General features: G+C 53.6%; 23 protein-coding genes. 20 read left to right on the top strand and 3 right to left on the bottom strand.

Going from position 1 to position 26,024, the window contains the following annotated elements; translation table 11 throughout:
* The first annotated feature begins 129 nt into the window (after nucleotides 1-129).
* The 3 genes from pyrG to queE all read left to right on the top strand — a co-directional run bounded on the left by pyrG (nucleotide 130) and on the right by queE (nucleotide 3,991).
* Nucleotides 130-1,767 (top strand): glutamine hydrolyzing CTP synthase, encoded by a 1,638-nt coding sequence (pyrG, locus tag ACZRKO_RS12640; RefSeq protein WP_463737618.1) that lies wholly within the window; start codon nucleotides 130-132, stop codon nucleotides 1,765-1,767.
* 82 nt (nucleotides 1,768-1,849) lie between these two features.
* Nucleotides 1,850-3,154 carry a phosphopyruvate hydratase gene (eno, locus tag ACZRKO_RS12635; RefSeq protein ID WP_463737617.1) on the top strand — a complete coding sequence of 435 codons (1,305 nt, stop codon included), beginning with the start codon at nucleotides 1,850-1,852 and terminating at the stop codon, nucleotides 3,152-3,154.
* Nucleotides 3,155-3,319: 165 nt separating this feature from the next.
* Nucleotides 3,320-3,991, top strand: coding sequence for a 7-carboxy-7-deazaguanine synthase QueE (queE, locus tag ACZRKO_RS12630; protein WP_463738087.1), 672 nt, complete (start codon nucleotides 3,320-3,322; stop codon nucleotides 3,989-3,991).
* A gap of 131 nt (nucleotides 3,992-4,122) precedes the next feature.
* Here queE and queD read toward each other — a convergent pair whose 3' ends face one another.
* On the bottom strand, nucleotides 4,123-4,485 hold the full coding sequence (gene queD, locus ACZRKO_RS12625) for a 6-carboxytetrahydropterin synthase QueD (RefSeq protein WP_463737616.1): 363 nt from the start codon (nucleotides 4,483-4,485) through the stop codon (nucleotides 4,123-4,125).
* Between the two features lie 291 nt (nucleotides 4,486-4,776).
* On the opposite strand from queD, the gene ACZRKO_RS12620 reads away from it, so the two are divergent.
* From ACZRKO_RS12620 to ACZRKO_RS12605, 4 genes are all read left to right on the top strand, one after another.
* On the top strand, nucleotides 4,777-5,769 hold the full coding sequence (locus ACZRKO_RS12620; protein ID WP_463737615.1) for a hypothetical protein: 993 nt from the start codon (nucleotides 4,777-4,779) through the stop codon (nucleotides 5,767-5,769).
* A 295-nt stretch (nucleotides 5,770-6,064) separates the two neighbouring features.
* Nucleotides 6,065-7,867, top strand: a complete 1,803-nt coding sequence (gene cysJ / locus ACZRKO_RS12615; protein WP_463737614.1) for an NADPH-dependent assimilatory sulfite reductase flavoprotein subunit — start codon at nucleotides 6,065-6,067, stop codon at nucleotides 7,865-7,867.
* Between the two features lie 145 nt (nucleotides 7,868-8,012).
* Nucleotides 8,013-9,749 (top strand): assimilatory sulfite reductase (NADPH) hemoprotein subunit, encoded by a 1,737-nt coding sequence (gene cysI, locus ACZRKO_RS12610; RefSeq protein ID WP_463738086.1) that lies wholly within the window; start codon nucleotides 8,013-8,015, stop codon nucleotides 9,747-9,749.
* A gap of 33 nt (nucleotides 9,750-9,782) precedes the next feature.
* A complete protein-coding gene (locus ACZRKO_RS12605; RefSeq protein WP_463737613.1) occupies nucleotides 9,783-10,514 on the top strand; it encodes a phosphoadenylyl-sulfate reductase in 732 nt (243 codons plus the stop codon).
* A 142-nt stretch (nucleotides 10,515-10,656) separates the two neighbouring features.
* Here ACZRKO_RS12605 and ACZRKO_RS12600 read toward each other — a convergent pair whose 3' ends face one another.
* Nucleotides 10,657-11,685, bottom strand: coding sequence for an aminopeptidase (locus ACZRKO_RS12600; protein WP_463737612.1), 1,029 nt, complete (start codon nucleotides 11,683-11,685; stop codon nucleotides 10,657-10,659).
* Between the two features lie 292 nt (nucleotides 11,686-11,977).
* Here ACZRKO_RS12600 and cysG point away from each other — a divergent pair, with 292 nt between their 5' ends.
* The 13 genes from cysG to rpoS all read left to right on the top strand — a co-directional run bounded on the left by cysG (nucleotide 11,978) and on the right by rpoS (nucleotide 23,213).
* Nucleotides 11,978-13,402, top strand: a complete 1,425-nt coding sequence (cysG, locus tag ACZRKO_RS12595) for a siroheme synthase CysG (protein ID WP_463737611.1) — start codon at nucleotides 11,978-11,980, stop codon at nucleotides 13,400-13,402.
* Between the two features lie 9 nt (nucleotides 13,403-13,411).
* Nucleotides 13,412-14,320, top strand: a complete 909-nt coding sequence (gene cysD / locus ACZRKO_RS12590) for a sulfate adenylyltransferase subunit CysD (protein WP_463737610.1) — start codon at nucleotides 13,412-13,414, stop codon at nucleotides 14,318-14,320.
* A 14-nt stretch (nucleotides 14,321-14,334) separates the two neighbouring features.
* Complete coding sequence (gene cysN, locus ACZRKO_RS12585; RefSeq protein WP_463737609.1) at nucleotides 14,335-15,762, top strand: sulfate adenylyltransferase subunit CysN; 1,428 nt, start codon at nucleotides 14,335-14,337, stop codon at nucleotides 15,760-15,762.
* 2 nt (nucleotides 15,763-15,764) lie between these two features.
* A complete protein-coding gene (cysC, locus tag ACZRKO_RS12580) occupies nucleotides 15,765-16,385 on the top strand; it encodes an adenylyl-sulfate kinase (protein WP_463737608.1) in 621 nt (206 codons plus the stop codon).
* A 61-nt stretch (nucleotides 16,386-16,446) separates the two neighbouring features.
* Nucleotides 16,447-16,803, top strand: a complete 357-nt coding sequence (locus tag ACZRKO_RS12575) for a DUF3561 family protein (RefSeq protein ID WP_463737607.1) — start codon at nucleotides 16,447-16,449, stop codon at nucleotides 16,801-16,803.
* Nucleotides 16,804-16,967: 164 nt separating this feature from the next.
* Nucleotides 16,968-17,291, top strand: a complete 324-nt coding sequence (ftsB, locus tag ACZRKO_RS12570; RefSeq protein WP_463737606.1) for a cell division protein FtsB — start codon at nucleotides 16,968-16,970, stop codon at nucleotides 17,289-17,291.
* A 2-nt stretch (nucleotides 17,292-17,293) separates the two neighbouring features.
* Nucleotides 17,294-18,013: a 2-C-methyl-D-erythritol 4-phosphate cytidylyltransferase gene (ispD, locus tag ACZRKO_RS12565; RefSeq protein WP_463737605.1), complete on the top strand. Its 720-nt coding sequence runs from the start codon at nucleotides 17,294-17,296 to the stop codon at nucleotides 18,011-18,013.
* The gene (gene ispF, locus ACZRKO_RS12560) at nucleotides 18,013-18,486 is read left to right on the top strand and encodes a 2-C-methyl-D-erythritol 2,4-cyclodiphosphate synthase (protein WP_463737604.1); all 474 of its coding nucleotides are present in this window, start codon (nucleotides 18,013-18,015) and stop codon (nucleotides 18,484-18,486) included. The genes ispD and ispF overlap by 1 nt, the downstream gene beginning before the upstream one ends.
* 19 nt (nucleotides 18,487-18,505) lie before the next feature.
* Nucleotides 18,506-19,552 (top strand): tRNA pseudouridine(13) synthase TruD, encoded by a 1,047-nt coding sequence (gene truD, locus ACZRKO_RS12555; RefSeq protein WP_463738085.1) that lies wholly within the window; start codon nucleotides 18,506-18,508, stop codon nucleotides 19,550-19,552.
* A complete protein-coding gene (gene surE, locus ACZRKO_RS12550) occupies nucleotides 19,533-20,297 on the top strand; it encodes a 5'/3'-nucleotidase SurE (RefSeq protein ID WP_463737603.1) in 765 nt (254 codons plus the stop codon). The genes truD and surE overlap by 20 nt, the downstream gene beginning before the upstream one ends.
* The gene (locus ACZRKO_RS12545) at nucleotides 20,287-20,913 is read left to right on the top strand and encodes a protein-L-isoaspartate(D-aspartate) O-methyltransferase (RefSeq protein ID WP_463737602.1); all 627 of its coding nucleotides are present in this window, start codon (nucleotides 20,287-20,289) and stop codon (nucleotides 20,911-20,913) included. Before surE ends, ACZRKO_RS12545 begins: the two co-directional genes overlap by 11 nt.
* A 243-nt stretch (nucleotides 20,914-21,156) precedes the next feature.
* Nucleotides 21,157-22,161, top strand: a complete 1,005-nt coding sequence (nlpD, locus tag ACZRKO_RS12540; protein WP_463737601.1) for a murein hydrolase activator NlpD — start codon at nucleotides 21,157-21,159, stop codon at nucleotides 22,159-22,161.
* A 50-nt stretch (nucleotides 22,162-22,211) separates the two neighbouring features.
* The gene (gene rpoS, locus ACZRKO_RS12535; protein ID WP_463737600.1) at nucleotides 22,212-23,213 is read left to right on the top strand and encodes an RNA polymerase sigma factor RpoS; all 1,002 of its coding nucleotides are present in this window, start codon (nucleotides 22,212-22,214) and stop codon (nucleotides 23,211-23,213) included.
* 236 nt (nucleotides 23,214-23,449) lie between these two features.
* Here the strand turns inward: rpoS and mutS are convergent, their stop codons facing one another.
* A complete protein-coding gene (gene mutS, locus ACZRKO_RS12530; protein WP_463737599.1) occupies nucleotides 23,450-26,005 on the bottom strand; it encodes a DNA mismatch repair protein MutS in 2,556 nt (851 codons plus the stop codon).
* Between the last annotated feature and the right edge of the window lie 19 nt (nucleotides 26,006-26,024).

Below are 26,024 nucleotides of genomic sequence, written 5' to 3'. Positions count from 1 at the left end.
CTGAACTGACGGTAAGGAAAACGATGATGAACAGCAAAACCTTTATTTGTGGCGCACACAAGGTTCCGGTATACTGTTTTCCCGTCTTGGTTACTCCATCATCTTTAAACCTAACCTCTCAGGTTCAGCATGACAACTAATTATATTTTTGTGACCGGCGGGGTCGTATCCTCTCTGGGTAAAGGCATTGCCGCAGCCTCTCTGGCGGCTATTCTCGAAGCCCGTGGCCTCAACGTGACCATGATGAAACTGGACCCGTATATCAACGTGGATCCCGGTACCATGAGCCCGACCCAACACGGCGAAGTCTTCGTAACCGAAGATGGCGCTGAAACGGATCTGGACCTCGGTCACTACGAGCGCTTCATTCGTACCAAAATGACCCGTCGCAATAACTTCACTACCGGGCGTATCTACTCCGACGTGCTGCGCAAAGAGCGCCGCGGCGACTATCTCGGCGCAACCATTCAGGTTATCCCGCACATCACCAATAACATCAAAGAACGCATCATCGAAGGCGGCGAAGGCCATGATGTTGTGCTGGTGGAGATTGGCGGTACCGTAGGTGATATCGAATCCCTGCCGTTCCTGGAGGCGATTCGCCAGATGGCGGTTGATGTGGGCCGTGAGCACACGCTGTATATGCACCTGACGCTGGTGCCGTATATGGCGGCTGCCGGTGAAGTAAAAACCAAACCAACCCAGCACTCGGTGAAAGAGCTGCTGTCGATTGGTATTCAACCAGACGTACTGATTTGCCGTTCGGATCGTGCCGTTCCGGCCAACGAACGCGCCAAAATCGCGCTGTTCTGTAACGTGCCCGAAAAAGCCGTTATCTCGCTTAAAGATGTTGATTCCATTTATAAAATCCCGGCCCTCTTGAAATCTCAGGGTCTTGACGACTATATTTGTAAACGCTTTAACCTGACCCCGCCGGAAGCCAATCTGAGCGAGTGGGAGCAGGTTGTTTACGAAGAAGCTAATCCGGGTGGCGAAGTCACTATCGGTATGGTGGGTAAATACATTGAGCTACCAGACGCTTATAAGTCTGTGATTGAAGCACTCAAACACGGTGGGCTGAAAAATCGCCTGACGGTAAACATCAAACTTATCGACTCTCAGGATGTCGAAACGCGTGGTGTTGAAGTGCTTAAAGGGCTGGACGCGATCCTTATCCCTGGTGGCTTCGGCTACCGTGGTGTGGAAGGCAAAGTGACCACCGCCCGTTATGCGCGTGAAAACAACATCCCTTACCTCGGCATTTGCCTGGGTATGCAGGTGGCATTGATGGAATTTGCCCGCAACGTCGTGGGTATGGAAAATGCCAACTCAACAGAATTTGTGCCAGACTGTAAGTTCCCGGTTGTGGCACTGATCACCGAATGGCGCGATGAGGACGGGAACGTAGAAGTCCGTTCTGAAGAAAGTGATTTAGGCGGCACCATGCGTGTGGGCGGACAGCAATGTCACCTGACCGACGGTAGCCTGGTTCGCGAGATGTACGGCGAGCCGACAATAGTTGAACGTCATCGTCACCGTTACGAAGTAAACAATATGCTGCTCAAACAAATCGAAGCCGCAGGTTTACGCGTTGCAGGACGCTCTGGCGATAAGCAACTGGTGGAAATTATCGAGTTACCGAACCATCCATGGTTTGTCGCTTGTCAGTTCCACCCGGAATTTACGTCAACGCCGCGTGATGGTCATCCGTTGTTTGCAGGCTTTGTGAAGGCTGCCGGTGAGTATCAGAAGCGTCAGGTAAAATAAAATACAGGGGAAGCGATGCGGAGCCTTTGGTTTCGCGTCACTTGTCTGAAGCTTTAGTTTAACTTGTACTGAGGAAATCCTAATGTCCAAAATCGTTAAAGTGCTCGGTCGTGAAATCATCGACTCCCGTGGTAACCCGACCGTAGAAGCTGAAGTTCATCTTGAAGGCGGTTTCGTTGGTCTGGCAGCTGCACCATCAGGCGCATCTACTGGTTCACGTGAAGCACTGGAACTGCGTGACGGTGACAAATCTCGTTTCCTGGGCAAAGGCGTTCTGAAAGCCGTTGCTGCAGTAAATGGTCCAATTGCTCAGGCTGTGATCGGTAAAGACGCGAAAGACCAAGCTAACATCGACAAGATCATGATCGATCTTGACGGTACTGAGAACAAATCTCAGTTCGGTGCTAACGCGATTCTGGCTGTTTCCCTGGCTGCTGCTAAAGCGGCTGCTGCCTCTAAAGGCCTGCCACTGTATGCTCACATCGCAGAACTGAACGGCACCCCAGGCAAATATTCAATGCCACTGCCTATGATGAACATCATCAACGGCGGCGAGCACGCTGATAACAACGTTGATATTCAAGAGTTCATGATTCAGCCTGTTGGCGCTAAAACTCTGAAAGAAGCTGTTCGTATGGGTTCTGAAGTGTTCCACACCCTGGCTAAAGTTCTGAAATCTAAAGGCATGGGTACCGCTGTTGGTGACGAAGGTGGCTATGCGCCAAACCTGGGTTCTAACGCAGAAGCTCTGGCTGTTATCGCTGAAGCGGTAAAAGCAGCAGGTTACGAGCTGGGTAAAGACATTACTCTGGCGATGGACTGTGCAGCATCAGAATTCTACAAAGACGGCAAATACATTCTGGCCGGCGAAGGTAACAAAGCCTTCACTTCTGAAGAGTTCACTCACTTCCTAGAAGACCTGACCAAACAGTACCCAATCGTCTCTATCGAAGACGGTCTGGACGAATCTGATTGGGATGGTTTCGCATATCAGACTAAAGTTCTGGGCGACAAAATCCAGCTGGTTGGTGACGATCTGTTCGTAACTAACACCAAAATCCTGAAAGAAGGTATCGACAAAGGTATCGTTAACTCCATCTTGATCAAATTCAACCAGATCGGTTCACTGACCGAAACTCTGGCTGCGATCAAAATGGCGAAAGATGCTGGCTACACTGCCGTTATCTCTCACCGTTCAGGCGAAACCGAAGATGCAACGATTGCCGACCTGGCAGTCGGTACTGCAGCGGGCCAGATCAAAACCGGTTCTATGAGCCGTTCTGACCGTGTTGCTAAATACAACCAGCTGATCCGTATCGAAGAAGCGCTGGCTGCACAAGGCACACCTGCACCGTTCAACGGTCTGAAAGAAGTGAAAGGCCAGTAATTACTGCGCTGTAAACTCTTTCTAAAAACCCGCTTCGGCGGGTTTTTTTATGCCTGAAAGGTCCCGCAACAGAAATCTGCCATACTCATTTACAGCACAGGTTTGGCCTGACCGCGCTTATCTGTGATAATGCGCGCTGATTTTTTAGAGATGACTGAGAAAACCATGCAGTACCCGATTAATGAAATGTTCGAAACCCTGCAGGGGGAAGGCTATTTTACCGGCGTGCCGGCCATTTTTGTGCGTCTGCAAGGCTGCCCTGTCGGTTGTAGCTGGTGCGACACCAAACACACCTGGGATAAAATTGCCGATCGGGAAGTCGATATGCAGCGCATTCTGGTCAAAACGGAAGAGAGCGATGCATGGGGCAATGCGACCTCCGAGCAGTTGCTGGACATCATTGTGCAGCAAGGCTACACCGCCCGCCATATCGTGATCACCGGCGGCGAGCCGTGTATTTATGATCTGATGCCATTGACGATGCTGCTGGAGAAGAACGGGTTCAGCTGCCAGATTGAAACCAGTGGAACACATGAAGTGCGCTGTTCGGTCAATACTTGGGTGACGGTATCGCCGAAAGTGAATATGCGGGGCGGCTATGACATTCTGCCGCAGGCGCTGAAACGTGCTGATGAAGTGAAACATCCGGTGGCCCGTCAGCGCGACATTGATGCGCTCGAAGCGTTACTCGCTACGCTGACCGATGAGAAATCGCGCATCATCGCGTTACAGCCCATCAGCCAAAAAGAAGAAGCCACCAAATTGTGCATTGCGACCTGCATTGCAAAAAATTGGCGGCTGTCGATGCAGACCCATAAGTACCTAAACATCGCCTGATCTCCTTCATCCTTCACGCTAACTCTGTGCTGGCTACGCTTATTCACCCCAGTCACCTGCTTATGTCAGATACTGGGGGTTTACTCGCTTGCCGCCGGGATTTAGCGCGAATGATTTTGGATGTCTCGATTTTAGTTACCTTTATATACGCAGCCCGCTGTGCAGGTCTCTTTTACGCGTACGGCGCTAAGCAATGGCAGCTTTGGCTTCATCTCATTCCAGATCCACTCGGCCAGCACTTCGCTGGTCGGGTTCTCTAATCCCGGAATGTCGTTCAAATTATAGTGATCAAGACGATCCAACGTCGGATTGAACGCGGCCTTCAGATCGGCAAAATCCATCACCCAACCGGTATGCGGATCCACTTCACCGGTAATTTCAATACGCACGGTGAAAGAGTGACCATGCAGACGGCCGCATTTGTGGCCAGCTGGCACATTCGGTAAATGGTGCGCGGCTTCGAACTGGAAATCTTTAAACAGTGTGGTGGTCATAGCACTTTCTCATTGCTCAAAAAACGCGGCATAGTACCGGATATCCGCCTTTCACGCCACGAATACCCTTCATCCTTCGCGCTGCAGGAGGGTTGGCTGCCGACATTCACCCATGTCATTGAGTTCACTAAGCTCCCCGGATTCACTCAGTTGCCGCCTGCCTGCACCGTGAATGATTTTGGGTAGATTAGGAAGCTTGTGGACTGTACAAGGCGTTACCAACCACTGCTTTACTCAGCCCGTTTCACTGGCTTAAAGTGAGCCCAGTGAGACTAACCTCTTGAGAGAATAATGATTACTGTGCTGCGTTGGGCCATATTATCAGTGCTTTTCTCTGCGGGCGTCAGTGCGGAAACGCTGCCGCTGACGGTTGCGCCTAAAACGGCAGCAGCCACCGTTGAAGTGAAAGCCACCAAAACGACTGTTCCTGCTCAATCTGCTGTCCTGACATTTCCACCAGGATCCGGGAGTTTCCGTATTCCTCTAGCGCAGGGGAAAAAGAGTCTGGAAGTCTTCAGCTATCAGCCGGTGGGCGCAGATGCCACAACACCGATTGTGATCGTCATGACCGGTGTTGATCGTAATGCAGCAACCTACCGTAATGACTGGATGACGGTGGCGGATCAATACCATCTACGGGTGATTGTTCCACGTTTTAGCGAGCAGGATTTCCCTGGCGCATCAGGCTACAACCTTGGGAACCTGGTGGATGCCAAAACCCACCGTAAATTACCCGCATCCCAATGGGCGTTTACCGTTGTAGATACGGTGTTCAGCCAGCTAAAAAAACAGGGTGTTACCAGCCAGCAGCAATATTATCTGTTCGGCAACAGTGCCGGTTGTCAATTTGTTCACCGGATGCTGACGCTGCTACCGCAGCCGCAGGTGAAAGCGGCGGTCTGCGCGGCGGCTGGCTGGTGGACTTTACCGGATACCGACCAGCGCTGGCCGTATGGTTTACGCGAATCACCGGTGCCCGTCAGTCAGCAGCAGCTGGCCAGTTACTTTGCCAAGCCGATGCTGATTGCCGTCGGTAGTGAGGATGATGACCCGGAAAACCATCTGTTGCGCCGTTCCAAGCAGGCGATGGCGCAGGGCAGTAACCGTCTGGAACGTGCCGAAAGTTACTTCACCACCTCTCAGCAGCGCGCCGAGCAGAACAACACGCCGTTCAACTGGCACTTTATGGACCTGCCGGATATCGGCCACAGCGGCAGTAAGATGTCGGTGTTTGCCGCCGGGCAGTTTGCCTGGTTTGAACAGCACGGCGAGTTCCATCTCTGAGCCGGCTGAAAAATAATTCAGACCCCGCTGCGGCGGGGTTTTCGTTATATAACAGAGAGTTCTGGATAACTGACCTGAGCGTGGATTTTTTAATAACCATTTCAGTAAGATAAGAATTCATCCTTACCACTTTTGCTGGTTATTCCTATCTCTAAAACCACTTAGTCATTTTGGTTATTTATTATTTCCATCACTTCTTTAATTGTTATCATCCGGCTGGTTAACCTTACAAACTCTCCAGGCCTGTGTTGGCCGGACAGACGACTGGCTTTTGCATAAGGGAATTCGTACCGCGATGACGACTCAGGCTCCTCCAACTTCTATGCTTCCTCTGACGGCGGAGCAACTGGCCCGCCTCCAATCGACGATTGGTGAATACTCACCCACGCAACTGGCCTGGCTTTCCGGTTATTTCTGGGGAATGGTTAACCAGCAACCGGGTGGCATTGCGACCACTGCGCCGGCGGTTGCAGCCGCGTCGATTACCCTGATCTCTGCCTCTCAGACCGGCAATGCGCGCCGGCTGGCGGAGCAACTGCGTGACGATCTGGTGGCCGCGAAACTGAACGTCAATCTGGTCAATGCGGGAGATTACAAATTCAAGCAAATCGGTCAGGAAAAACTGCTGCTGATTGTCGCTTCCACGCAGGGTGAGGGCGAACAGGCGGAGGAGGCCGTCGCGCTGCATAAATTCCTGCAATCCAAAAAAGCCCCACAGATGAAAGAGACCGCGTTTGCGGTATTTGCTTTGGGCGATACCTCTTACGAATTCTTCTGTCAGGCGGGTAAAGACTTTGATAACCGTCTGGGGGAACTCGGTGCAGAGCGACTGCTTGACCGCGTGGACGCCGACGTTGAGTATCACGGGCAGGCTGATGCCTGGCGTAAACAGATTGTCGAGGTGCTTAAACAGCGCGTTCCGGCCGATACCACAGGACAGCCGGTTGCAACGCTGGCCGGTGCGGTCAATCAAATCGACAGCAGCCCCTATACTAAAGAGCAGCCACTGACCGCGCTGCTCTCCGTGAACCAGAAAATTACCGGCCGAGATTCAGACAAAGACGTACGCCATATCGAGATTGATCTGGGTGATTCCGGTCTGCGCTATCAGCCAGGAGACGCCCTCGGCGTCTGGTTTGAAAACTGCCCGGCGCTGGTGCAGGAACTGGTGGAACTGCTTTGGCTGAAAGGCGATGAGCCGGTAGAGGTGAATGGTAAAACGCTGAAGCTGAGTGACGCGCTGCAAAGCCACATTGAGCTGACCCAAAACACCACGCCGATTGTCGAAAAATATGCTGCGCTGTGCCGCGATGAGAAACTGATCGCTCTGCTGGCCGACAAACCTGTCCTGCAGCAGTTTGCCCAAACAACGCCGTTTGTTGACATGGTGCGTCAGGCACCGACCGAACTGGACCCGCAGCAGCTGATTGATCTGTTGCGCCCGCTGACACCGCGCCTCTATTCCATTGCGTCGTCGCAGGCCGAAACCGAATCAGAAGTGCATATCACCGTGGGTGCCGTGCGCTATGAGATTGATGGCCGAGCGCGCAGCGGCGGTGCATCAGGGTATCTGGCCGACCGTTTGGAAGAAGATGGTGAGGTGCGGGTGTTTATCGAACATAACGATAACTTCCGCCTGCCCTCTAATCCGGAAGCACCGGTGATCATGATTGGTCCGGGAACCGGCATCGCGCCGTTCCGCGCCTTTATGCAGCAGCGTGAAAATGACGGTGCCAGCGGGAAAAACTGGCTGTTCTTCGGCAACCCGCACTTTACTGATGATTTCTTGTATCAGGTGGAGTGGCAGCGATACGTCAAAGAGGGGCTGCTGACCCATATCTCCCTCGCCTGGTCACGCGATCAGGCAGAAAAAGTCTACGTTCAGGACAAGCTGCGCGAAAGCCGCGCGGAAATCTGGCAGTGGTTGCAGGATGGCGCGCACATTTACGTGTGTGGGGATGCTAACCGCATGGCGAAAGATGTCGAGCAGGCACTTCTGGACATTATTGCCGAACAGGGCTCGATGGATCTGGAGACTGCCGATGAATTCCTGAGTGAATTACGTCAGGATCGCCGCTATCAGCGTGACGTTTACTAATGCCCTGCATCCTTCAAATTGCAGGGGTGTTGGCTTCCTTCTGTCACCCGAATCACTGACTTGAGTCAGCTCATCGGGATTCCTTCAGTTGCCGCCTACCTGCAACCTGAATGATTTTGGGCATAAAGTTATGAGTGAAAAAATGATGAGCAATAAATTGTGGAGTGAACTGAACCCCGGTCCTGGCCCGTTAGTGGTTGATGCCCCGCTGACCGATGCCGAGCGCCTGAAAAAGGAGAGCAATTTCCTGCGCGGTACCATCACTGAAGATTTGAAGGAGGGCCTGACCGGTGGCTTCAACGGTGACAACTTCCTGTTGATCCGTTTCCACGGCATGTACCAGCAGGACGACCGTGATATACGCGCCGAACGCGCCGAGCAGAAGCTTGAACCTCGCCATGCCATGATGCTGCGGTGCCGTTTGCCGGGCGGGGTGATGACACCTGCGCAATGGTTGGGCATCGACAAATTTGCTGATGACAGCACGATCTACGGCAGTATCCGTATTACCAACCGCCAGACTTTCCAGTTTCACGGCATTCTTAAGCCGAACGTCAAACCGGTGCATCAACTGCTGAACAAACTCGGGCTGGACGCGCTGGCGACCGCCAACGACGTGAATCGCAACGTACTCTGTACCTCGAACCCGGTGGAATCTGAGCTTCACCGTGAAGCCTATGAGTGGGCGAAGAAGCTTTCAGAACACTTGCTGCCGCGCACCCGTGCTTATGCCGAAGTGTGGCTGGATCAAGAAAAAGTTGAGACGACCGACGAGGAGCCCATCCTCGGGGCGACCTACCTGCCGCGTAAGTTCAAAACTACCGTGGTGATCCCGCCGCAAAACGACGTGGACTTGCACGCTAACGATCTTAACTTTGTGGCGATCGCGGATAACGGCAAACTGGTGGGCTTCAACGTGCTGGTCGGCGGCGGATTGTCCATCGCCCACGGCGACAAGGCGACCTACGCCCGTACCGCCAGCGAGTTGGGCTTCATTCCGCTGGAGAATACGCTGGCCGTGGCCGAAGCGGTGGTGACCACTCAGCGCGACTGGGGCAACCGTACCAACCGTAAAAATGCCAAAACCAAATATACGCTGGAGCGCGTTGGCGTTCCGGCCTTCAAAGCCGAAGTTGAAAAGCGCGCGGGCATTCATTTTGCCGACGTGCGCCCTTATGAATTTACTGGCCGCGGCGACCGCATCGGCTGGGTGAAAGGCATCGACAAACAGTGGCATCTGACGCTGTTTATCGAAAACGGTCGCATTCTGGACTACCCCGGCAAACCGTTGAAAACCGGTTTGGCAGAAATCGCTAAGATCCACAAAGGGGATTTCAGGCTTACTGCTAATCAGAATCTGATCGTCGCCGGCGTGGCTGAAAAAGACAAGGACGCCATCGAAACGCTGGCCCGCAGTCATGGCCTCATCGACGACAGCGTCACCGAACAACGCAAAAACTCAATGGCCTGCGTTTCTTACCCGACCTGCCCGCTGGCGATGGCTGAAGCCGAACGCTTCCTGCCGGAATTTGTGACCAAGGTTGAAGGCATCATGCACGGGCATGGCGTGGGCGATGAGCATATCGTTCTGCGCGTGACCGGTTGCCCGAACGGCTGCGGACGCGCGCTGCTGGCAGAAATTGGCTTAGTCGGCAAAGCGATGAACCGCTACAACCTGCATCTCGGCGGCAACCGCGCCGGTACGCGCATTCCACGGATGTATCGCGAAAACATTTCCGATACCGAGATCCTGAGCATCATTGACGAACTGGTGGGGCGCTGGGCCAAAGAGCGTGAAACAGACGAAGGTTTCGGCGACTACGTGATCCGCGCCGGGATCGTGCGTCCTGTTCTCGATCCGGCCCGCGACTTTTACGACTAGCAGTACGACCGCAACCTGAAGGAGAAAGAGTTTATGAGTTTACTTACTCTGGCTGAACTGAATGAGATGCCGAAATCCGGACAGGCACTGGCGCTGGCTGAAGTTAACGGCCAACTGGAGACTTTGTCCGCGCAGGAACGCGTCAGCTGGGCGCTGGCAAATTTGCCGGGCGAGTTCGCTCTCTCATCCAGTTTTGGTATTCAGGCGGCGGTGTGTCTGCATCTGGTGACGAGGCAGAAAGCCGATATCCCGGTGATCCTCACCGATACCGGTTATCTGTTTCCAGAAACCTATCAGTTTATCGACCAGCTTACTGAACAACTGAGCCTCAACCTTCAGGTGTTCCGCGCGGCACAAACCCCTGCATGGCAGGAAGCGCGCTACGGCAAGCTGTGGGAGCAGGGCGTCGAAGGAATTGAGCGCTACAACGACATCAACAAAGTCGAACCCATGAACCGTGCGCTGAAAACGCTCGGTGCCAACACTTGGTTTGCGGGGCTACGCCGTGAACAGTCAGGCAGCCGTGCTCATCTGCCGGTGCTGGCGGTGCAGCGCGGGGTGTTTAAAATCCTTCCGATCATCGACTGGGATAACCGGCAGATCTTCCAGTATCTCAAAGAGAACGGGCTGAGCTATCACCCGCTTTGGGATCAGGGCTATCTCTCCGTCGGTGACACCCACACCACCAAAAAGTGGGAAGAGGGCATGAGCGAAGAAGAGACTCGGTTCTTTGGTCTGAAACGCGAGTGCGGCCTGCACGAATAATAGCCTATCTTATTTGCCATTTTGAACACGGGCAGTGCTCGAACCCCTCACGTACTACGTGTACGCTCCGGGTTCTCCGCGCTGTCCGTGTCCAAACTGTCTGCAACGATAACGGCTATTGGCTAGGCGAAATTAAGGAATCTTATTTAGCTGGTTTTGCCAGTTCCTTCAGCAGCGGCAGCAAAATCTTCACGCTCTCTTTCGCGCGTTTATCGATGCGCCCTGGTAGGACGCGATCCAGATATTGCAGGTTATCCAACTGCCCCTGATGACGCGATGTGCCTTGCGGGAAATACGCACTGACGGCGCGCTGCTGTGTGCCATCTTTCTTGCCAAGGGCATAATTGGTGGCGCTCACCATCAGCAGCGGGATATGCGCATCGTCCATTGCCTGCATTCCACTACAGCAATCTTTACCCGCATAACTTTCGGCGGCGATGCCGTAAAGGTGCGCCAATTTCACTGCGCGGTCGCGGGTCAGCTTGCTGACGGCGGCTGAGGTATTTTTACCGCTTTTGAAATAGAGCTTATCGCCGACAATCAGCGAATCGAGATTCACCACCAGCAGCGTATTTTTTTTCTCCTCAGGCGACATGCGCTTGACATAATCTTCTGCCCCCTGCGCCCCGGTTTCCTCCGCGCTCAGCGCCACAAAGCGCAAGCTGTAGTGGGTCTTCACTGTGCTGAGCTGCTCGGCCAGCTCCAGCATAACCCCGACGCCTGACGCATTGTCGTCAACGCCCTGCAATGTCAGTCCACCGAGATTATGGTCAGAATCGGCATCGCTCTGCGGCAAATAGGTGTCGAAATGCGCCATGACGATAATCTGTTGTGGCACTTCGCCGGTTCGGGCAGCAATGACCGACGTCGCATGGACATTGTGCCAGCTCTGTTTACCGTCTTTGCTGCTGTAGATATAGCGGGTGTCGAAACCGCGCAGATCACTCTGGTAACCCAACTTGGCGAAATATTGATTCAGATACTCTGCGGCGATAAGTTCGCCCGGACTGCCTGCCATGCGCCCCGGAAAATAAGTGGAGAAATGACGAATTTGTTCCGCTGCGATCGTGCCGGGTGCTGGCGCCTTTGCCGAAAGCGCAGCAGCATGAGCAAAACTGCAGCCAAAAACCATCGCCAGCAGCGTGAGTTTCATGCGTGAAGTGGAAAACATAGCCGAAAAATCCTTATCAGTGAGTCAGGAAGACCGAAAGACTCTTTACTTGACGTGTCGGAGGCCGCGTGTGGCGGTCTTAATTGGGCGCTAGTATGCGATTGTGCAGCCAAATTGACAATTTCCCGTTATCCCAAAGGGCTCTTTTTGTTGCTGATATCCATAACGTTAATAGCGAGTTTTACCGCCTATATTCCATTCTGGAACTATTCATTCCATTTCGTCATTTCAGTTCAATTATTACCACCACGTATAGTCGTGTGAATTCTCTTCGCTATTAAATAAGGCCGTTGTGGACTATCTACCCCTTTTTGCTGACCTCAGACAACGCCCTGTACTGGTTGTCGGCGGCGGCGAAGTCGCAGCACGCAAAATTGATCTCCTTCTGCGTGCCGGCGCAGCAGTTCGCATCGTCGCGCAATCACTCTCTCCTGAACTTGAACAACGCCGTCAGGCCTCGCAGGTGAGCTGGCTGGCAGAACGTTTTGTGCCACAACAGCTGGATGACGTCTTTCTGGTGATTGCCGCCACGGATGATGCCGGGCTCAATGCTGAAGTCTTCGAGCAGGCGAATCAGCGTCAGTTGCTGGCGAACGTCGTAGATGATCAACCGAAGTGTTCCTTTATCTTCCCGTCGATTGTCGACCGTTCACCGATTGTGGTGGCGATCTCCTCCAGCGGTACCGCGCCGGTACTGGCGCGTCTGCTGCGTGAAAAGCTGGAAACACTGCTGCCGTCGAGTCTTGGCAAAATGGCGGAGATTGCCGGAAGCTGGCGCGAACGTGTGAAACAGCAGTTTACGTCGATGAGATCCCGTCGCCGATTCTGGGAGCAGGCCTTCGATGGCAGCTTTGCTTCGCTGGTCACTGCGGGACAGATTCCACAGGCTGAGCAGGTGTTGCAGCAACAATTAGATAACCTGGAATCCGTCGCGCAAAACGGTGAAGTGACGCTGGTAGGTGCCGGGCCGGGTGATGCAGGATTACTCACCTTACGCGGTTTGCAAGTGATGCAGCAGGCAGACGTGGTGCTGTATGACTTCCTGGTGAGCGAAGAGGTGTTAGATCTGGTACGCCGCGACGCCGACAAAATTTGCGTAGGTAAACGTGCCGGCAGCCATTCGATGGCGCAGGACGATATTAATCACCTGCTGGTGAAACTGGCCCGGCAGGGCAAAAAAGTGGTGCGTCTCAAAGGCGGCGATCCGTTTATTTTTGGTCGCGGTGGTGAAGAATTACAGGCGGTGAAAGCGGCTGGCATACCTTTTCAGGTGGTCCCCGGCGTTACCGCGGCAGCGGGTGCAACGGCCTATGCAGGGATCCCACTCACGCATCGTGACTACGCACAGAGTGTGACATTTATTACCGGTCATCTGCGCCCGGATGGTAGCAGTTTGCAGTGGGAAACGCTGGCGAAAGGGCATCAGACATTGGCGATTTATATGGGGACTGTAAAAGCGGCCGACATCAGCCAGCAGCTGATCGCGCATGGCCGTGCGGCCTCTACACCGGTGGCTGTTATCGGACGTGGCACCCGCGCAGACCAACAGGTCCTTACGGGTACTTTGGATAATCTTGCACACTTAGCTCAACAGGCGCCGACGCCGGCGCTGCTGGTGATCGGTGAAGTGGTGGCACTTCACTCTCAACTTGCCTGGTTTGGGCATCATCCACAAACTGACGGTGCTCAACGCCCGTCGGTCGTGAATTTGGCTTAAGGATCTGTTATGGACGAAAAACGACTCACACATTTGCGGCAGCTGGAGGCGGAGAGCATCCATATCATCCGTGAAGTCGCGGCTGAATTCGCCAACCCGGTGATGATGTACTCCATCGGTAAAGACTCGTCGGTGATGCTGCATCTGGCGCGCAAGGCCTTCTTCCCCGGAACGTTGCCTTTCCCGCTGCTGCATGTCGATACCGGCTGGAAATTCCGCGAAATGTACGACTTCCGCGATCGCACGGCAAAGAACTACGGTTTTGAACTGCTGGTGCACAAGAATCCGGAAGGCGTTGCCATGGGTATAAATCCGTTTGTACACGGCAGCGCCAAGCATACCGACATCATGAAGACCGAAGGCCTGAAACAGGCGCTGAACAAATATGGCTTTGATGCTGCCTTTGGCGGCGCACGGCGTGACGAAGAGAAATCCCGTGCCAAAGAGCGTATTTACTCATTCCGCGACCGCTTCCACCGCTGGGACCCGAAAAATCAGCGACCGGAGCTGTGGCATAATTACAATGGTCAGATTAACAAAGGCGAAAGCATCCGCGTGTTCCCGCTCTCCAACTGGACTGAGCTGGATATCTGGCAGTACATCTATCTGGAAAACATTGAGATTGTTCCGCTCTATCTGGCCGCACCGCGCCCGGTACTGGAGCGTGACGGTATGTTGCTGATGGTGGATGACGATCGCATCGACCTGCAACCGGGCGAAGTGATTGAACAGAAAATGGTTCGTTTCCGGACCCTTGGTTGCTGGCCGTTGACCGGCGCCGTGGAATCAGAAGCGCAGACGCTTCCTGAGATCATCGAAGAAATGCTGGTATCGACCACCAGTGAACGGCAGGGGCGGGCAATTGACCGTGACCAGGCCGGTTCGATGGAACTGAAAAAACGTCAGGGCTATTTCTGAGGAGCGACCCAAAAATGAACAATGCAATTGCACAACAAATTGAAGAGCAGGGCGGTGTTGAAGCCTATCTGCACTCACAGCAACACAAAAGCCTGCTGCGTTTTCTAACCTGCGGCAGCGTCGATGACGGTAAAAGCACCCTGATTGGTCGCCTGTTGCATGACACCCGTCAGATTTACGAAGATCAGCTCTCTTCGCTGCATAACGACAGCAAGCGTCACGGTACGCAGGGCGAAAAACTCGATCTGGCATTGCTGGTGGATGGCCTGCAAGCCGAGCGTGAGCAGGGCATCACCATTGACGTGGCGTACCGCTATTTCTCCACTGAGAAGCGCAAATTTATTATCGCCGACACACCGGGACACGAGCAATACACCCGCAATATGGCCACCGGTGCGTCTACCTGCGATCTGGCGATTTTGCTGATTGATGCGCGCAAAGGCGTGCTTGATCAAACCCGCCGCCACAGCTTTATCGCCACCCTGTTAGGTATCCGCCATCTGGTGGTTGCGGTAAATAAAATGGATCTGGTGGACTACAGCGAAAGCGTGTTTGAGCAGTTTAAAGCTGACTATCTGGATTTCGCCCAACAACTGCCGACTGACCTGGATATCAAGTTCGTCCCGCTTTCTGCCCTTGAAGGCGACAATGTGGCGAGCCCGAGCGATAAAATGGGCTGGTACACCGGTCCGACGCTGCTTGATGTACTGGAGACAGTGAATGTCATCAATATCCGTGAACAGCAGCCTATGCGCTTCCCGGTGCAGTATGTGAACCGTCCGAACCTCGATTTTCGTGGCTACGCCGGTACGCTGGCGTCAGGGTCGATACGTGTCGGGCAAAAAATCAAAGTGCTGCCCTCTGGTGTTGAATCGACCATTGCACGCATCGTCACCTTTGACGGTGACCTGCAGGAGGCCTGGGCAGGAGAAGCGATCACGCTGGTGCTGGCCGATGAGCGCGACATCAGCCGGGGTGACCTGCTGGTCGATGCCGCTGAAACCGTGAAAGCGGTACAGAACGCCAAAGTCGATATTGTCTGGATGGCTGAGCAGCCCCTGAGCGTCGGGCAGAGCTACGACATCAAGATTGGCGGTAAGAGAGCCCGTGCACGGGTAGAAAATATTGAATATCAGGTAGAGATTAACTCGTTGACCCAACGCATCGTCGAGAGCTTACCGCTCAACGGTATCGGCCTGGTTGAATTGACCTTTGATGAGCCGCTGGTTCTGGATAACTACCAACATAATGCCGTGACCGGTGGGATGATCTTTATCGACCGCCTGACCAACGTTACCGTCGGTGCCGGGCTGGTGCGTGAAGCGCTGGAAAGCGTCTATCAGGAGCAGGGAGCCTTCAGTGCATTTGAGCTGGAACTGAATGGCCTGATCCGTCGCCACTTCCCACACTGGGGTGCGCGCGACCTGTTAGGTGGTAAATAGACATGGTATTGCAGGATGCGAAGTTAAAAGACGAGAACATTGTCTGGCATCCTCACGCGGTAACGCGTGAGGATCGTGAACGGCAGCATGGCCATAAAGCTACCGTGCTGTGGTTTACCGGATTGTCTGGTTCTGGGAAGTCTACCGTAGCTGGTGGGCTGGAGCAGGCCCTGCACGCGCTAGGCGTCAGTACTTACTTGCTCGATGGCGATAATGTCCGTCACGGGTTGTGTCGTGATTTAGGTTTTAGCGATGATGATCGCCGCGAAAACATCCGCCGTGTCGGGGAGGTCGCTAAACTGATGGTCGACGCGGGACTGGTGGTACTGACGGCGTTCATCTCTCCGCATCGCACTGAGCGGGATAGGGTGCGGGAATTGCTCGGTAAGGATCAGTTCATCGAGGTTTTTGTCGATACGCCGCTGGCGATTTGCGAAACGCGTGATCCGAAAGGATTATACAAAAAGGCCCGTGCAGGAGAGCTTAAAAACTTTACCGGTATTGATTCTGATTATCAGTCTCCGCAAGCTCCCGACGTGCATCTTGATGGTGAACAATTGGTAACACATTTGGTTGCGCAATTGTTAGATGTACTGCGTCACCACGCTATTATCAATCCCTGAATGTTGCCGGCCAAACGTCAGAGAACGTGCCGGTTTACACTGTTACAACGGGGATCGCGCTATGCAGGCATTACTTCACAGAATCGTCAGTCGGATCCGGATAGACAGCCCAGCGGCTGCGTCCGACGATCTGGCCTCTGACGCAGAGGATCCCTCGTACTCCTTTTTCGGCGGATGCAGCGGCTTTGTTTTCTATTGGCTGGCATTTACCATTCCTTTCCTCATTTTTGGCTCTAACACCCTGTTTTTTCTCCTCTATACCTGGCCGTTCTTTCTGGCGCTGATGCCGGTTGCCGTATTAATTGGCATCGCATTCTGTATGTTGTTCAGAGGGAACTGGTGGCAAACGCTGCTGGCGACGGGTGTTGTCGTTATTGGCATGTTCTGGACTGTCTTCTCTTTTCTGTCTGGTTGGTAAACTTCCGACCAATTTCTCGGCAATTTCTTATCTCTATGTAAACCATTGTGTCATTCTCCCCATAAATACGGCCTTAACTCTGAATCTCACCGGCAATTTCCGCGACAGTGTGGAGTCCAGCTGAAAGTTGTGGGATGATTGACCGGCTTTTTTAGGGGGCGGGGATGGGCAAACTAACACTGCTATTATTGGTTTTGCTTGGCTGGTTACAGTATTCACTGTGGCTGGGTAAGAATGGTATTCACGATTATGTTCGTGTGAATGATGACGTTGAGGTACAGCAGGCCAACAACGGCAAACTCAAGTCACGAAATGATCAACTCTTTGCAGAAATCGATGATTTGACCGGCGGTCAGGAAGCCATCGAGGAACGCGCACGTAATGAACTGGGTATGATTAAACCCGGTGAGACTTTCTATCGCCTGGTGCCTGACCAGTCAAAGCGTAATGCGGGTATCAATACTTCGCAAAACAACCTAAAACAATAGCTATGAGCCACATCACAGCTTCCCCTCCTGAGATTATTGCTGTTCTGCCCGCTGCCGGTATCGGCAGCCGTATGCAGACAGAATGCCCTAAGCAGTATCTTTCAATTGGCGGCACGACACTGATCGAACATTCGATCCGTGCGTTACTGCGAAGCCCACAGGTCAAAAAGATTGTGGTATCGCTCAGCCCGCATGATGTGCGCTTTGCACAATTGCCTGTCGCTGCTGATCCACGTATTCAGGTGGTGATTGGGGGCAGCCAACGGGCGGACTCGGTGATGGCCGGCCTCGAACAGGCAGGCTCTCACGGCTGGGTGCTGGTGCACGATGCCGCCCGACCTTGCCTGCATATCGACGACCTGAACCGTCTGCTGGCAATCTCCGCATTCAGCGACGTCGGCGGTATTCTTGCCGCACCGGTACGCGATACCATGAAACGCGGTGAACCCGGCATGGGGGCCATCGCCCATACGGTTGATCGCGAAGAGCTGTGGCATGCGCTGACGCCGCAATTTTTCCCGCTGGCACTGTTGAAAACCTGTCTGCGCCGCGCGCTGGACGAAGGTGCAACGGTCACTGATGAAGCTTCCGCGATGGAATACTGCGGTTTTCATCCTATGCTGGTTGCCGGACGTTCGGACAATATTAAAGTCACGAGGCCAGAAGATTTGGCCCTGGCAGAATTCTATTTAACCCAGTTGTATCAAAAGGAGAACGCATAATGCGTATCGGCCACGGTTTTGACGTGCATAAATTCGGCGGCGAAGGCCCATTGGTGATCGGCGGCGTGCGTATTCCTTATCCGCAAGGTTTGCTGGCCCATTCTGACGGTGACGTGGCTTTGCACGCGGCAACCGATGCCCTGCTTGGCGCAGCGGCCATAGGGGATATCGGTAAGCTGTTCCCGGATACCGATCCGGCTTACAAAGGCGCGGACAGCCGCGAACTGCTGCGCGAAGCTTACCGCCGCATTCGTGCTAAAGGGTATACGCTGGGCAACCTCGATATCACCATTATTGCTCAGGCCCCAAAAATGGCGCCGCACATCCCGCAGATGCGCGTATTTCTGGCAGAAGATCTGCAATGCCATATGGACGAAGTGAACGTCAAAGCCACGACAACAGAACAGCTGGGCTTCACCGGTCGTGGCGAAGGTATTGCCTGCGAAGCCGTCGTCCTTTTAATCAAGGACTGACGCCGTGGAAAATAATCCGATGGATATGTCCCGCCTGACTTGGCTTTACGGTGAACCGCTGTCAACTGGCAAACTGAAAGCCAATCCGGAAGATTTCATCGTTGAGGAAGATCTCGGCTTTGAGCCTGACGGCGAAGGCGAACATCTGCTGGTGCGTATTCGTAAAAACGGCTGCAACACCCAGTTTGTGGCTGAACAGCTGGCGCGTTTTGCGGGCATCCACCCGCGCTCGGTCAGTTATGCCGGGTTGAAAGATCGTCATGCGGTAACCGAACAGTGGTTTTGCCTGCATCTGCCGGGCAAAGAGGATCCGGATCTCAGCCAGTTCGCGCTAGAAGGTTGTGAAGTGATCCGCGCTGTCCGTCACCTGAAGAAAATGCGTATCGGTACCCTGAAAGGCAATGCTTTTACGCTGGTGCTGCGTCAGTTGAGCGATCTCGCGGATATTGAATCGCGTCTGCAAAAGATCCTGACTCAAGGCGTGCCCAACTATTTTGGCGAACAGCGTTTTGGTCGCGGCGGTAATAATCTGGTGCAGGCGCGTAAGTGGGCGAATAACGATATTCGGGTTAAAGAGCGGCCTAAGCGCAGTTTTTATCTCTCTGCCAGTCGCAGCGCCATGTTTAACGTTATTGCCAGCCAGCGTATTGCCGATGATACTCACCGTCAGGTCATGCTGGGAGATGCCCTGCAACTGAGCGGACGGGGAAGCTGGTTTGTAGCGACCCAGGCGGAATTTGACACTCTCCAGGCGCGTGTCGATAGTAATGAATTGCGGGTTACTGCGCCCTTGCCGGGCGATGGCCCGCTCGGTACAACGGATGTCGCTGAAGCTTTCGAGCAAGATTGTCTGACACACTGTACCGAGCTGTTATCACTGGTTAAGCGTGAACGGGTCGACCCGGCCCGGCGTGCGGTCATGCTTCAGCCTTCAGACATGAGCTGGAAAAGTTGGGATGAGGTCACACTGGAGCTGAAATTCTGGCTTCCTGCCGGCAGTTTTGCGACCAGTGTGGTACGGGAACTGATGCGCCAGGAAAATATTGATGCGGATATTACTGAGTAACGATGACGGCGTTCTGGCGCCGGGGATCCAGACGCTGGCTGCTGCATTGCGGGAGTTTGCCGATGTGAAACTGGTGGCACCCGACCGCAATCGCAGCGGCGCCTCCAATGCCCTAACGCTGGATGGCCCCTTACGTATTCAGTCCTATCCTAATGGCGACACGGCGGTAATTAACGGTACGCCAACCGACTGCGTGTATCTCGGTGTGAATTCACTGATGCGACCGCGCCCGGAAATCGTTGTGTCGGGTATCAATGCAGGCCCGAACCTTGGCGATGATGTCATTTATTCAGGTACGGTGGCTGCGGCTATGGAGGGGCGCCATCTTGGGTATCCGGCGCTGGCTGTCTCTCTCGATGGTCATCAGTATTATGATACTGCTGCGGCCATTACCTGCCGAATTTTACGTGCGCTGGCGACTGAGCCAATGCGTACGGGTAAAATTCTCAATATTAATGTTCCTGATTTACCGCTTTCCGAAATTAAAGGTATCCGGGTTACCCGATGCGGTAGCCGTCATCCTGCCGAACAAGTTTTTTGCCAGCAGGATCCGCGTGGTCAGGATCTGTATTGGATTGGCCCGCCGGGTGACAAATTTGATATTGCGCCAGACACGGATTTTGCCGCAGTCGCGCAAGGCTATGTCTCCGTCACACCACTTCAGGTCGATTTAACCGCTTATGCGGCTCAGGACGTGGTGAACGCGTGGTTAGTTAAAGCCGGGGTCAACAGGCATGGTGAATAAACCGATGTATAACTTGCTGGAACAACTGCGCCAGCAGGGCATTCAGGATGAAAACTTGCTGCACGCCATGGAAAAGGTGCCACGTGAGCGCTTTGTCGATGAAGCTTTTCAACACAAGGCTTACGAAAATACCGCATTACCTATCGGCTCCGGACAGACGATTTCGCAGCCGTACACCGTCGCGCGTATGACGGAACTGCTTTGCCTTACACCGGCTTCGCGGGTGCTGGAAATCGGCACGGGGTCTGGGTACCAGACCGCCATTCTTGCGCACCTGGTCGAACATGTCTTTTCCGTTGAGCGTATCAAAGGGCTGCAGTGGCAGGCCAAGCGCCGCCTAAAACAGCTGGATTTGCACAATGTCTCCACCCGTCATGGCGACGGCTGGGAAGGCTGGCCATCGCGCGGTCCGTTTGATGCGATCATTGTGACGGCCGCCCCTCCGGAAATTCCTCAGGATCTGCTTTCGCAACTGGACGAGGGTGGGATGATGATCTTGCCGGTCGGGGAGCAAAATCAAATCCTTCAGCGTATTACCCGCCGCGCTAATGATTTTGTCGTGGAGAACATCGAAGCGGTGCGATTCGTCCCATTAGTGAAAGGCGAATTGGCCTGAATCCGGTCTGCAAACCGTATGGTTCGGGACTAAACCCTTAAAATTTAAATACAACTGTTATATGGTGCTGTACTGGCGATGTTGATAGCATCCCCTACAGTTTTTTACTGTCGCCATCTGGCGGGCTGCCGCTCTGCCCGGATGTGTTACCCGCTTACACTGTGCCAGTTGGTATTCAGACCGCATGTGGCGGCGTGTGAGCGGTGAAAAGATAGAATCTGAGATTGCCGTAACGGGGGAAATATGAGCACGGGAAGCCCAATGAAAACCTTAAGCCGCATTGCGGTATGTACATTTGTCAGCGCCTGGATGGTGGGATGTACGAATAACGCCTCGACTTCGGCCCCAATTAGCAGCGTTAACGGCGGTGGAGGGGGTCAGACTATTCCTAATTCCGCTCCTGTGAATGCCACTGCCAGCCCTGAAGGGCACATCGTTTATAACCGCAGTTACAACTCTATTCCGAAGGGCAGTTACAGCGGAAGCACCTATGAAGTGAAGCGCGGAGATACGCTTTTTTACATCGCCTGGATCACCGGCAATGACTTCCGGGACCTTGCTGCGCGTAACAATATCGCGGCTCCGTATAATCTGAATGTCGGTCAGACTGTGCAGATTAACAACGTCTCTTCCAATGCCAGCACGGGGGGAATGTTAGCCGCGACGGACGCCACAAATGGCGGTGTTCCGAAAGCGCCGTCTGTAGGATTAATCCAAGGAACGGTGGTTGCATCTCAACCAACTACCACGTATTCTGATTCTTCGGGTAAACAGAATGTAGGTAAAATGTTGCCTTCATCAGGTGTAGCTTCCACCACAGCACCTGTTGCCGTAGCCAGTACTCCTGTCACCAGCACGACGAATAATGGCGGTCCGGTTTCCACATGGAAATGGCCGACTGACGGGAAAATTATCGATAATTTCTCAGCTTCCGAAGGGGGAAATAAGGGGATCGATATCGCTGGTTCGCGCGGACAATCTGTCGTCGCCACCGCCTCGGGGCGTGTAGTGTACGCAGGTAATGCTCTTCGCGGTTACGGTAATCTAATCATCATCAAACACAATGATGATTACCTGTCCGCCTATGCTCATAACGATTCAATGCTGGTCCGGGAACAACAAGAAGTACAGGCGGGACAGAAAATAGCGACCATGGGTAGCACCGGAACCAGTTCAGTTAGATTGCATTTTGAAATTCGTTACAAGGGGAAATCCGTAAACCCGCTGCGTTATCTTCCGCAGCGATAACTCGGGCAGAGTCTTGATTCTGCCCTCGGGACCACGGGTAGGAGCAGCTTATGAGTCAGAATACGCTGAAAGTTAACGAGTTACATGATGATGTAGATTTCGATGAGAACAGCGCTGAAGCCTTTGACGAGAAAAATACAGTCGAAGAGACTGCGGACAACGACACCGCTGAAGCTGATGCTGAAGAAGAATTGTTGTCGCAGGCTGTAAGCCAACGAGTGCTGGACGCAACTCAACTGTACCTTGGTGAGATCGGTTACTCTCCTCTGCTGACCGCAGAAGAAGAGGTTTATTTTGCACGCCGTGCGCTGCGGGGAGATGTTCCATCTCGCCGCCGTATGATCGAAAGTAACCTGCGTTTAGTGGTTAAGATTGCCCGCCGCTACAGTAATCGCGGACTGGCACTGCTGGATTTGATCGAAGAAGGGAATCTTGGTCTGATCCGTGCAGTTGAAAAATTTGACCCTGAACGCGGTTTCCGCTTTTCAACTTACGCTACATGGTGGATTCGTCAGACGATTGAACGGGCGATCATGAACCAAACCCGTACCATCCGGCTGCCAATCCACATCGTTAAAGAGTTGAACGTTTACCTGCGTACTGCACGTGAACTTGCGCACAAACTGGACCATGAGCCGAGTGCTGAAGAGATTGCAGAGCAACTCGACAAACCGGTACATGATGTCAGCCGTATGTTGCGCCTGAATGAGCGTATTACTTCAGTAGATACCCCGCTAGGTGGTGACTCTGAGAAAGCGCTGTTAGATATTCTGGCCGACGAAAAAGAAAACGGCCCTGAAGACACCACCCAAGACGACGATATGAAACAGAGTATCGTTAAGTGGTTATTCGAGTTGAACGCAAAACAACGTGAAGTTCTGGCGCGTCGCTTCGGCCTGTTAGGTTATGAAGCTGCAACGCTGGAAGATGTGGGCCGTGAAATCGGTCTTACGCGTGAACGTGTTCGTCAGATTCAGGTTGAAGGGTTGCGCCGCCTGCGCGAGATTTTGCAGGCACAGGGACTGAGTATTGAAGCCCTGTTTCGCGAGTAATTTGCCCGCTTAGCAACGCAAAAACTGGACAGATGCAGGACTCAGACAGTCTGTATCCAATAAAAACGGTGGGTTTATCCCCACCGTTTTTTTATGCCTTTTATCCAACATCCTCGACGCTATTGCTGCGTTCGCTGTACTCGTTTACCCGAATCACTGACTTGAATCCGCTAATCGGATGCTCTCACTTGCTGCCTTGCTGGAACGCCAAATGATGTTGGATAAACGTGCTGGTATCAGACCATATCTTTCAAACGGTAGATCCACTCCAGTGCCTGACGTGGTGAGAGTGAATCAGCATCCAGCGCCTCAAGTGCCTCCACCGCAGGCGATACTTCTTCTGTCAGTAGTGCCAGTTGCGGGCCATCCACTTTACTGGCTGCCGCGCTGTTGGAGAGGGTTTCCAGCTCTTTCAGTTTCTGTCGAGCCCGTTTGATCACATCACGCGGCACGCCCGCCAGCGCGGCGACGGCCAGACCATAACTTTTACTGGCTGCACCTTCCTGTACGCTGTGCATAAAGGCGATGGTGTCCCCGTGCTCAATGGCGTCGAGGTGGACATTCACCGCGCCTTCCATTTTTTCCGGCAGTGTGGTCAGTTCGAAATAGTGCGTGGCAAACAGCGTCATGGCTTTAATACGGTTGGTCAGGCTTTCCGCACAGGCCCAGGCGAGCGACAACCCGTCATAGGTTGAAGTACCACGGCCAATTTCATCCATAAGAACCAGGCTATTTTCTGTTGCGTTGTGCAAAATATTAGCCGTTTCAGTCATTTCTACCATAAAGGTGGAACGCCCGGACGCCAGATCATCTGCAGCACCTACGCGGGTAAATATGCGGTCCACCGGGCCAATGACGGCCTGATCGGCTGGAACGTAGCAGCCAATATGCGCCATCAGTACAATCAGTGCAGCCTGACGCATATAGGTACTTTTACCGCCCATGTTCGGGCCGGTAATGATCAGCATGCGGCGATGTGGCGACATGGCGAGCGGGTTGGAGATAAAGGGTTCGCTCAGCACCTGCTCAACCACCGGATGGCGGCCACCGGTGATGTGAATTCCGGGTTTATCGCTCAGCGTCGGGCAGGCGTAGTTCAGCGTGTATGCCCGCTCAGCCAGATTACTCAGCACGTCCAGCTCCGCCAACGCGCTGGCACTTTGTTGCAGCGCATCAAGATGTGGCATCAGCAGATCAAACAGCTCTTCGTATAATGCTTTTTCAAGCGAAAGCGCTTTGCCTTTCGACGTCAGCACTTTGTCTTCATATTCCTTAAGTTCAGGAATGATGTAGCGCTCCGCATTTTTTAGGGTCTGGCGGCGGACATAATGGATAGGTACTAAGTGACTCTGCCCACGGCTGACCTGAATGAAGTAGCCATGCACGCCGTTGAAGCCGACCTTGAGCGTATCCAGCCCAAGTTTTTGACGTTCGCGGATCTCCAACTGGTCGAGATAATCGGTCGCGCCGTCGGCCAGTGCCCGCCATTCATCCAGTTCGACGTTATAGCCTGGTGCAATGACACCGCCGTCACGCACCAATACCGGAGGGGCTTCAACCACGGCATGTTCCAGCAAAGCGACCAGTTCATTAAATTCACCGCATTTTTTCACCAGCGTCTGAATATGGTCAGTCTCAAGCGGCTGTAACAAGGCGCGGATTTCCGGCAGTTGCTGCAATGCGTGGCGCATACGGGCCAAATCACGCGGACGCGCACTGCGCAGTGCCAGGCGGGCCAGTATACGCTCCAGATCGCCAACCTGACGCAAAACCGGTTGCAAATCAGCACTCAGATCCTGCAATGATCCCAGCGCCAGCTGGCGATGATTCAGCACTTTTACATCCCGTGTTGGCATGTGGATCCAGCGCTTGAGCATACGGCTGCCCATCGGGGTTACGGCGTGATCGAGGATCGCTGCCAGCGTATTTTCAACGCCACCAGACAGGTTTTGTGTCAGTTCCAGATTACGGCGGGTGGCGGCATCCATAATGATACCGTCTTGCAGACGCTCCATGGTCACACCGCGGATGTGCGGCAAGGCGGTGCGCTGCGTATCTTTCACATATTGCAGCAGACAGCCTGCAGCCCGCAGCGCCTGAGGTGCCTGCTCTACGCCGAAACCACTCAGGTCGCGTGTGCCAAATTGCAGATTGAGCTGCTGCTTAGCGGTCTCCAGCTCAAACTCCCACATCGGGCGGCGGCGCAGGCCGCGTCGGGAAGAGATAAGCTGCATGGCTTCAAAACTTTCCGGGTAAAGCAGTTCTGCCGGATTGGTGCGCTGGATTTCAGCGGCCATGGTTTCCAGATCTTCGGGCTGTGCTACGCGAAAACGACCGGAGCTGATATCCAGCGTGGCGTATCCAAAGCCGCGCCCGTCCTGCCAGACAGCCGCCAGTAAGTTGTCATGGCGCTCATTGAGCAGGGCTTCATCGCTGACGGTGCCTGGCGTAACAATACGCACGACTTTACGTTCAACCGGGCCTTTACTGAGGGCCGGATCCCCAATTTGTTCGCAAATAGCGACCGACTCACCCAGTTGCACGAGTTTCGCTAAATAACCTTCGACGGCATGGTAAGGCACACCCGCCATCGGGATTGGCTCACCGGCAGAAGCTCCGCGCTTGGTCAGGGAGATATCCAGCAACTGCGAAGCGCGTTTGGCGTCGTCATAGAACAGTTCGTAAAAATCCCCCATGCGGTAAAACATCAGGATTTCAGGGTTCTCCGCTTTCAGGCGCAGATACTGCTGCATCATCGGAGTGTGGGCGTCTGTCGCTACATTATTGCTCATAGATATATTCTTATAATCC

This window comes from Ewingella sp. C233, assembly GCF_055407225.1.
Note: the sequence above shows the minus strand (reverse complement) of the source record. Positions and strands in the feature narration are given on the sequence as shown.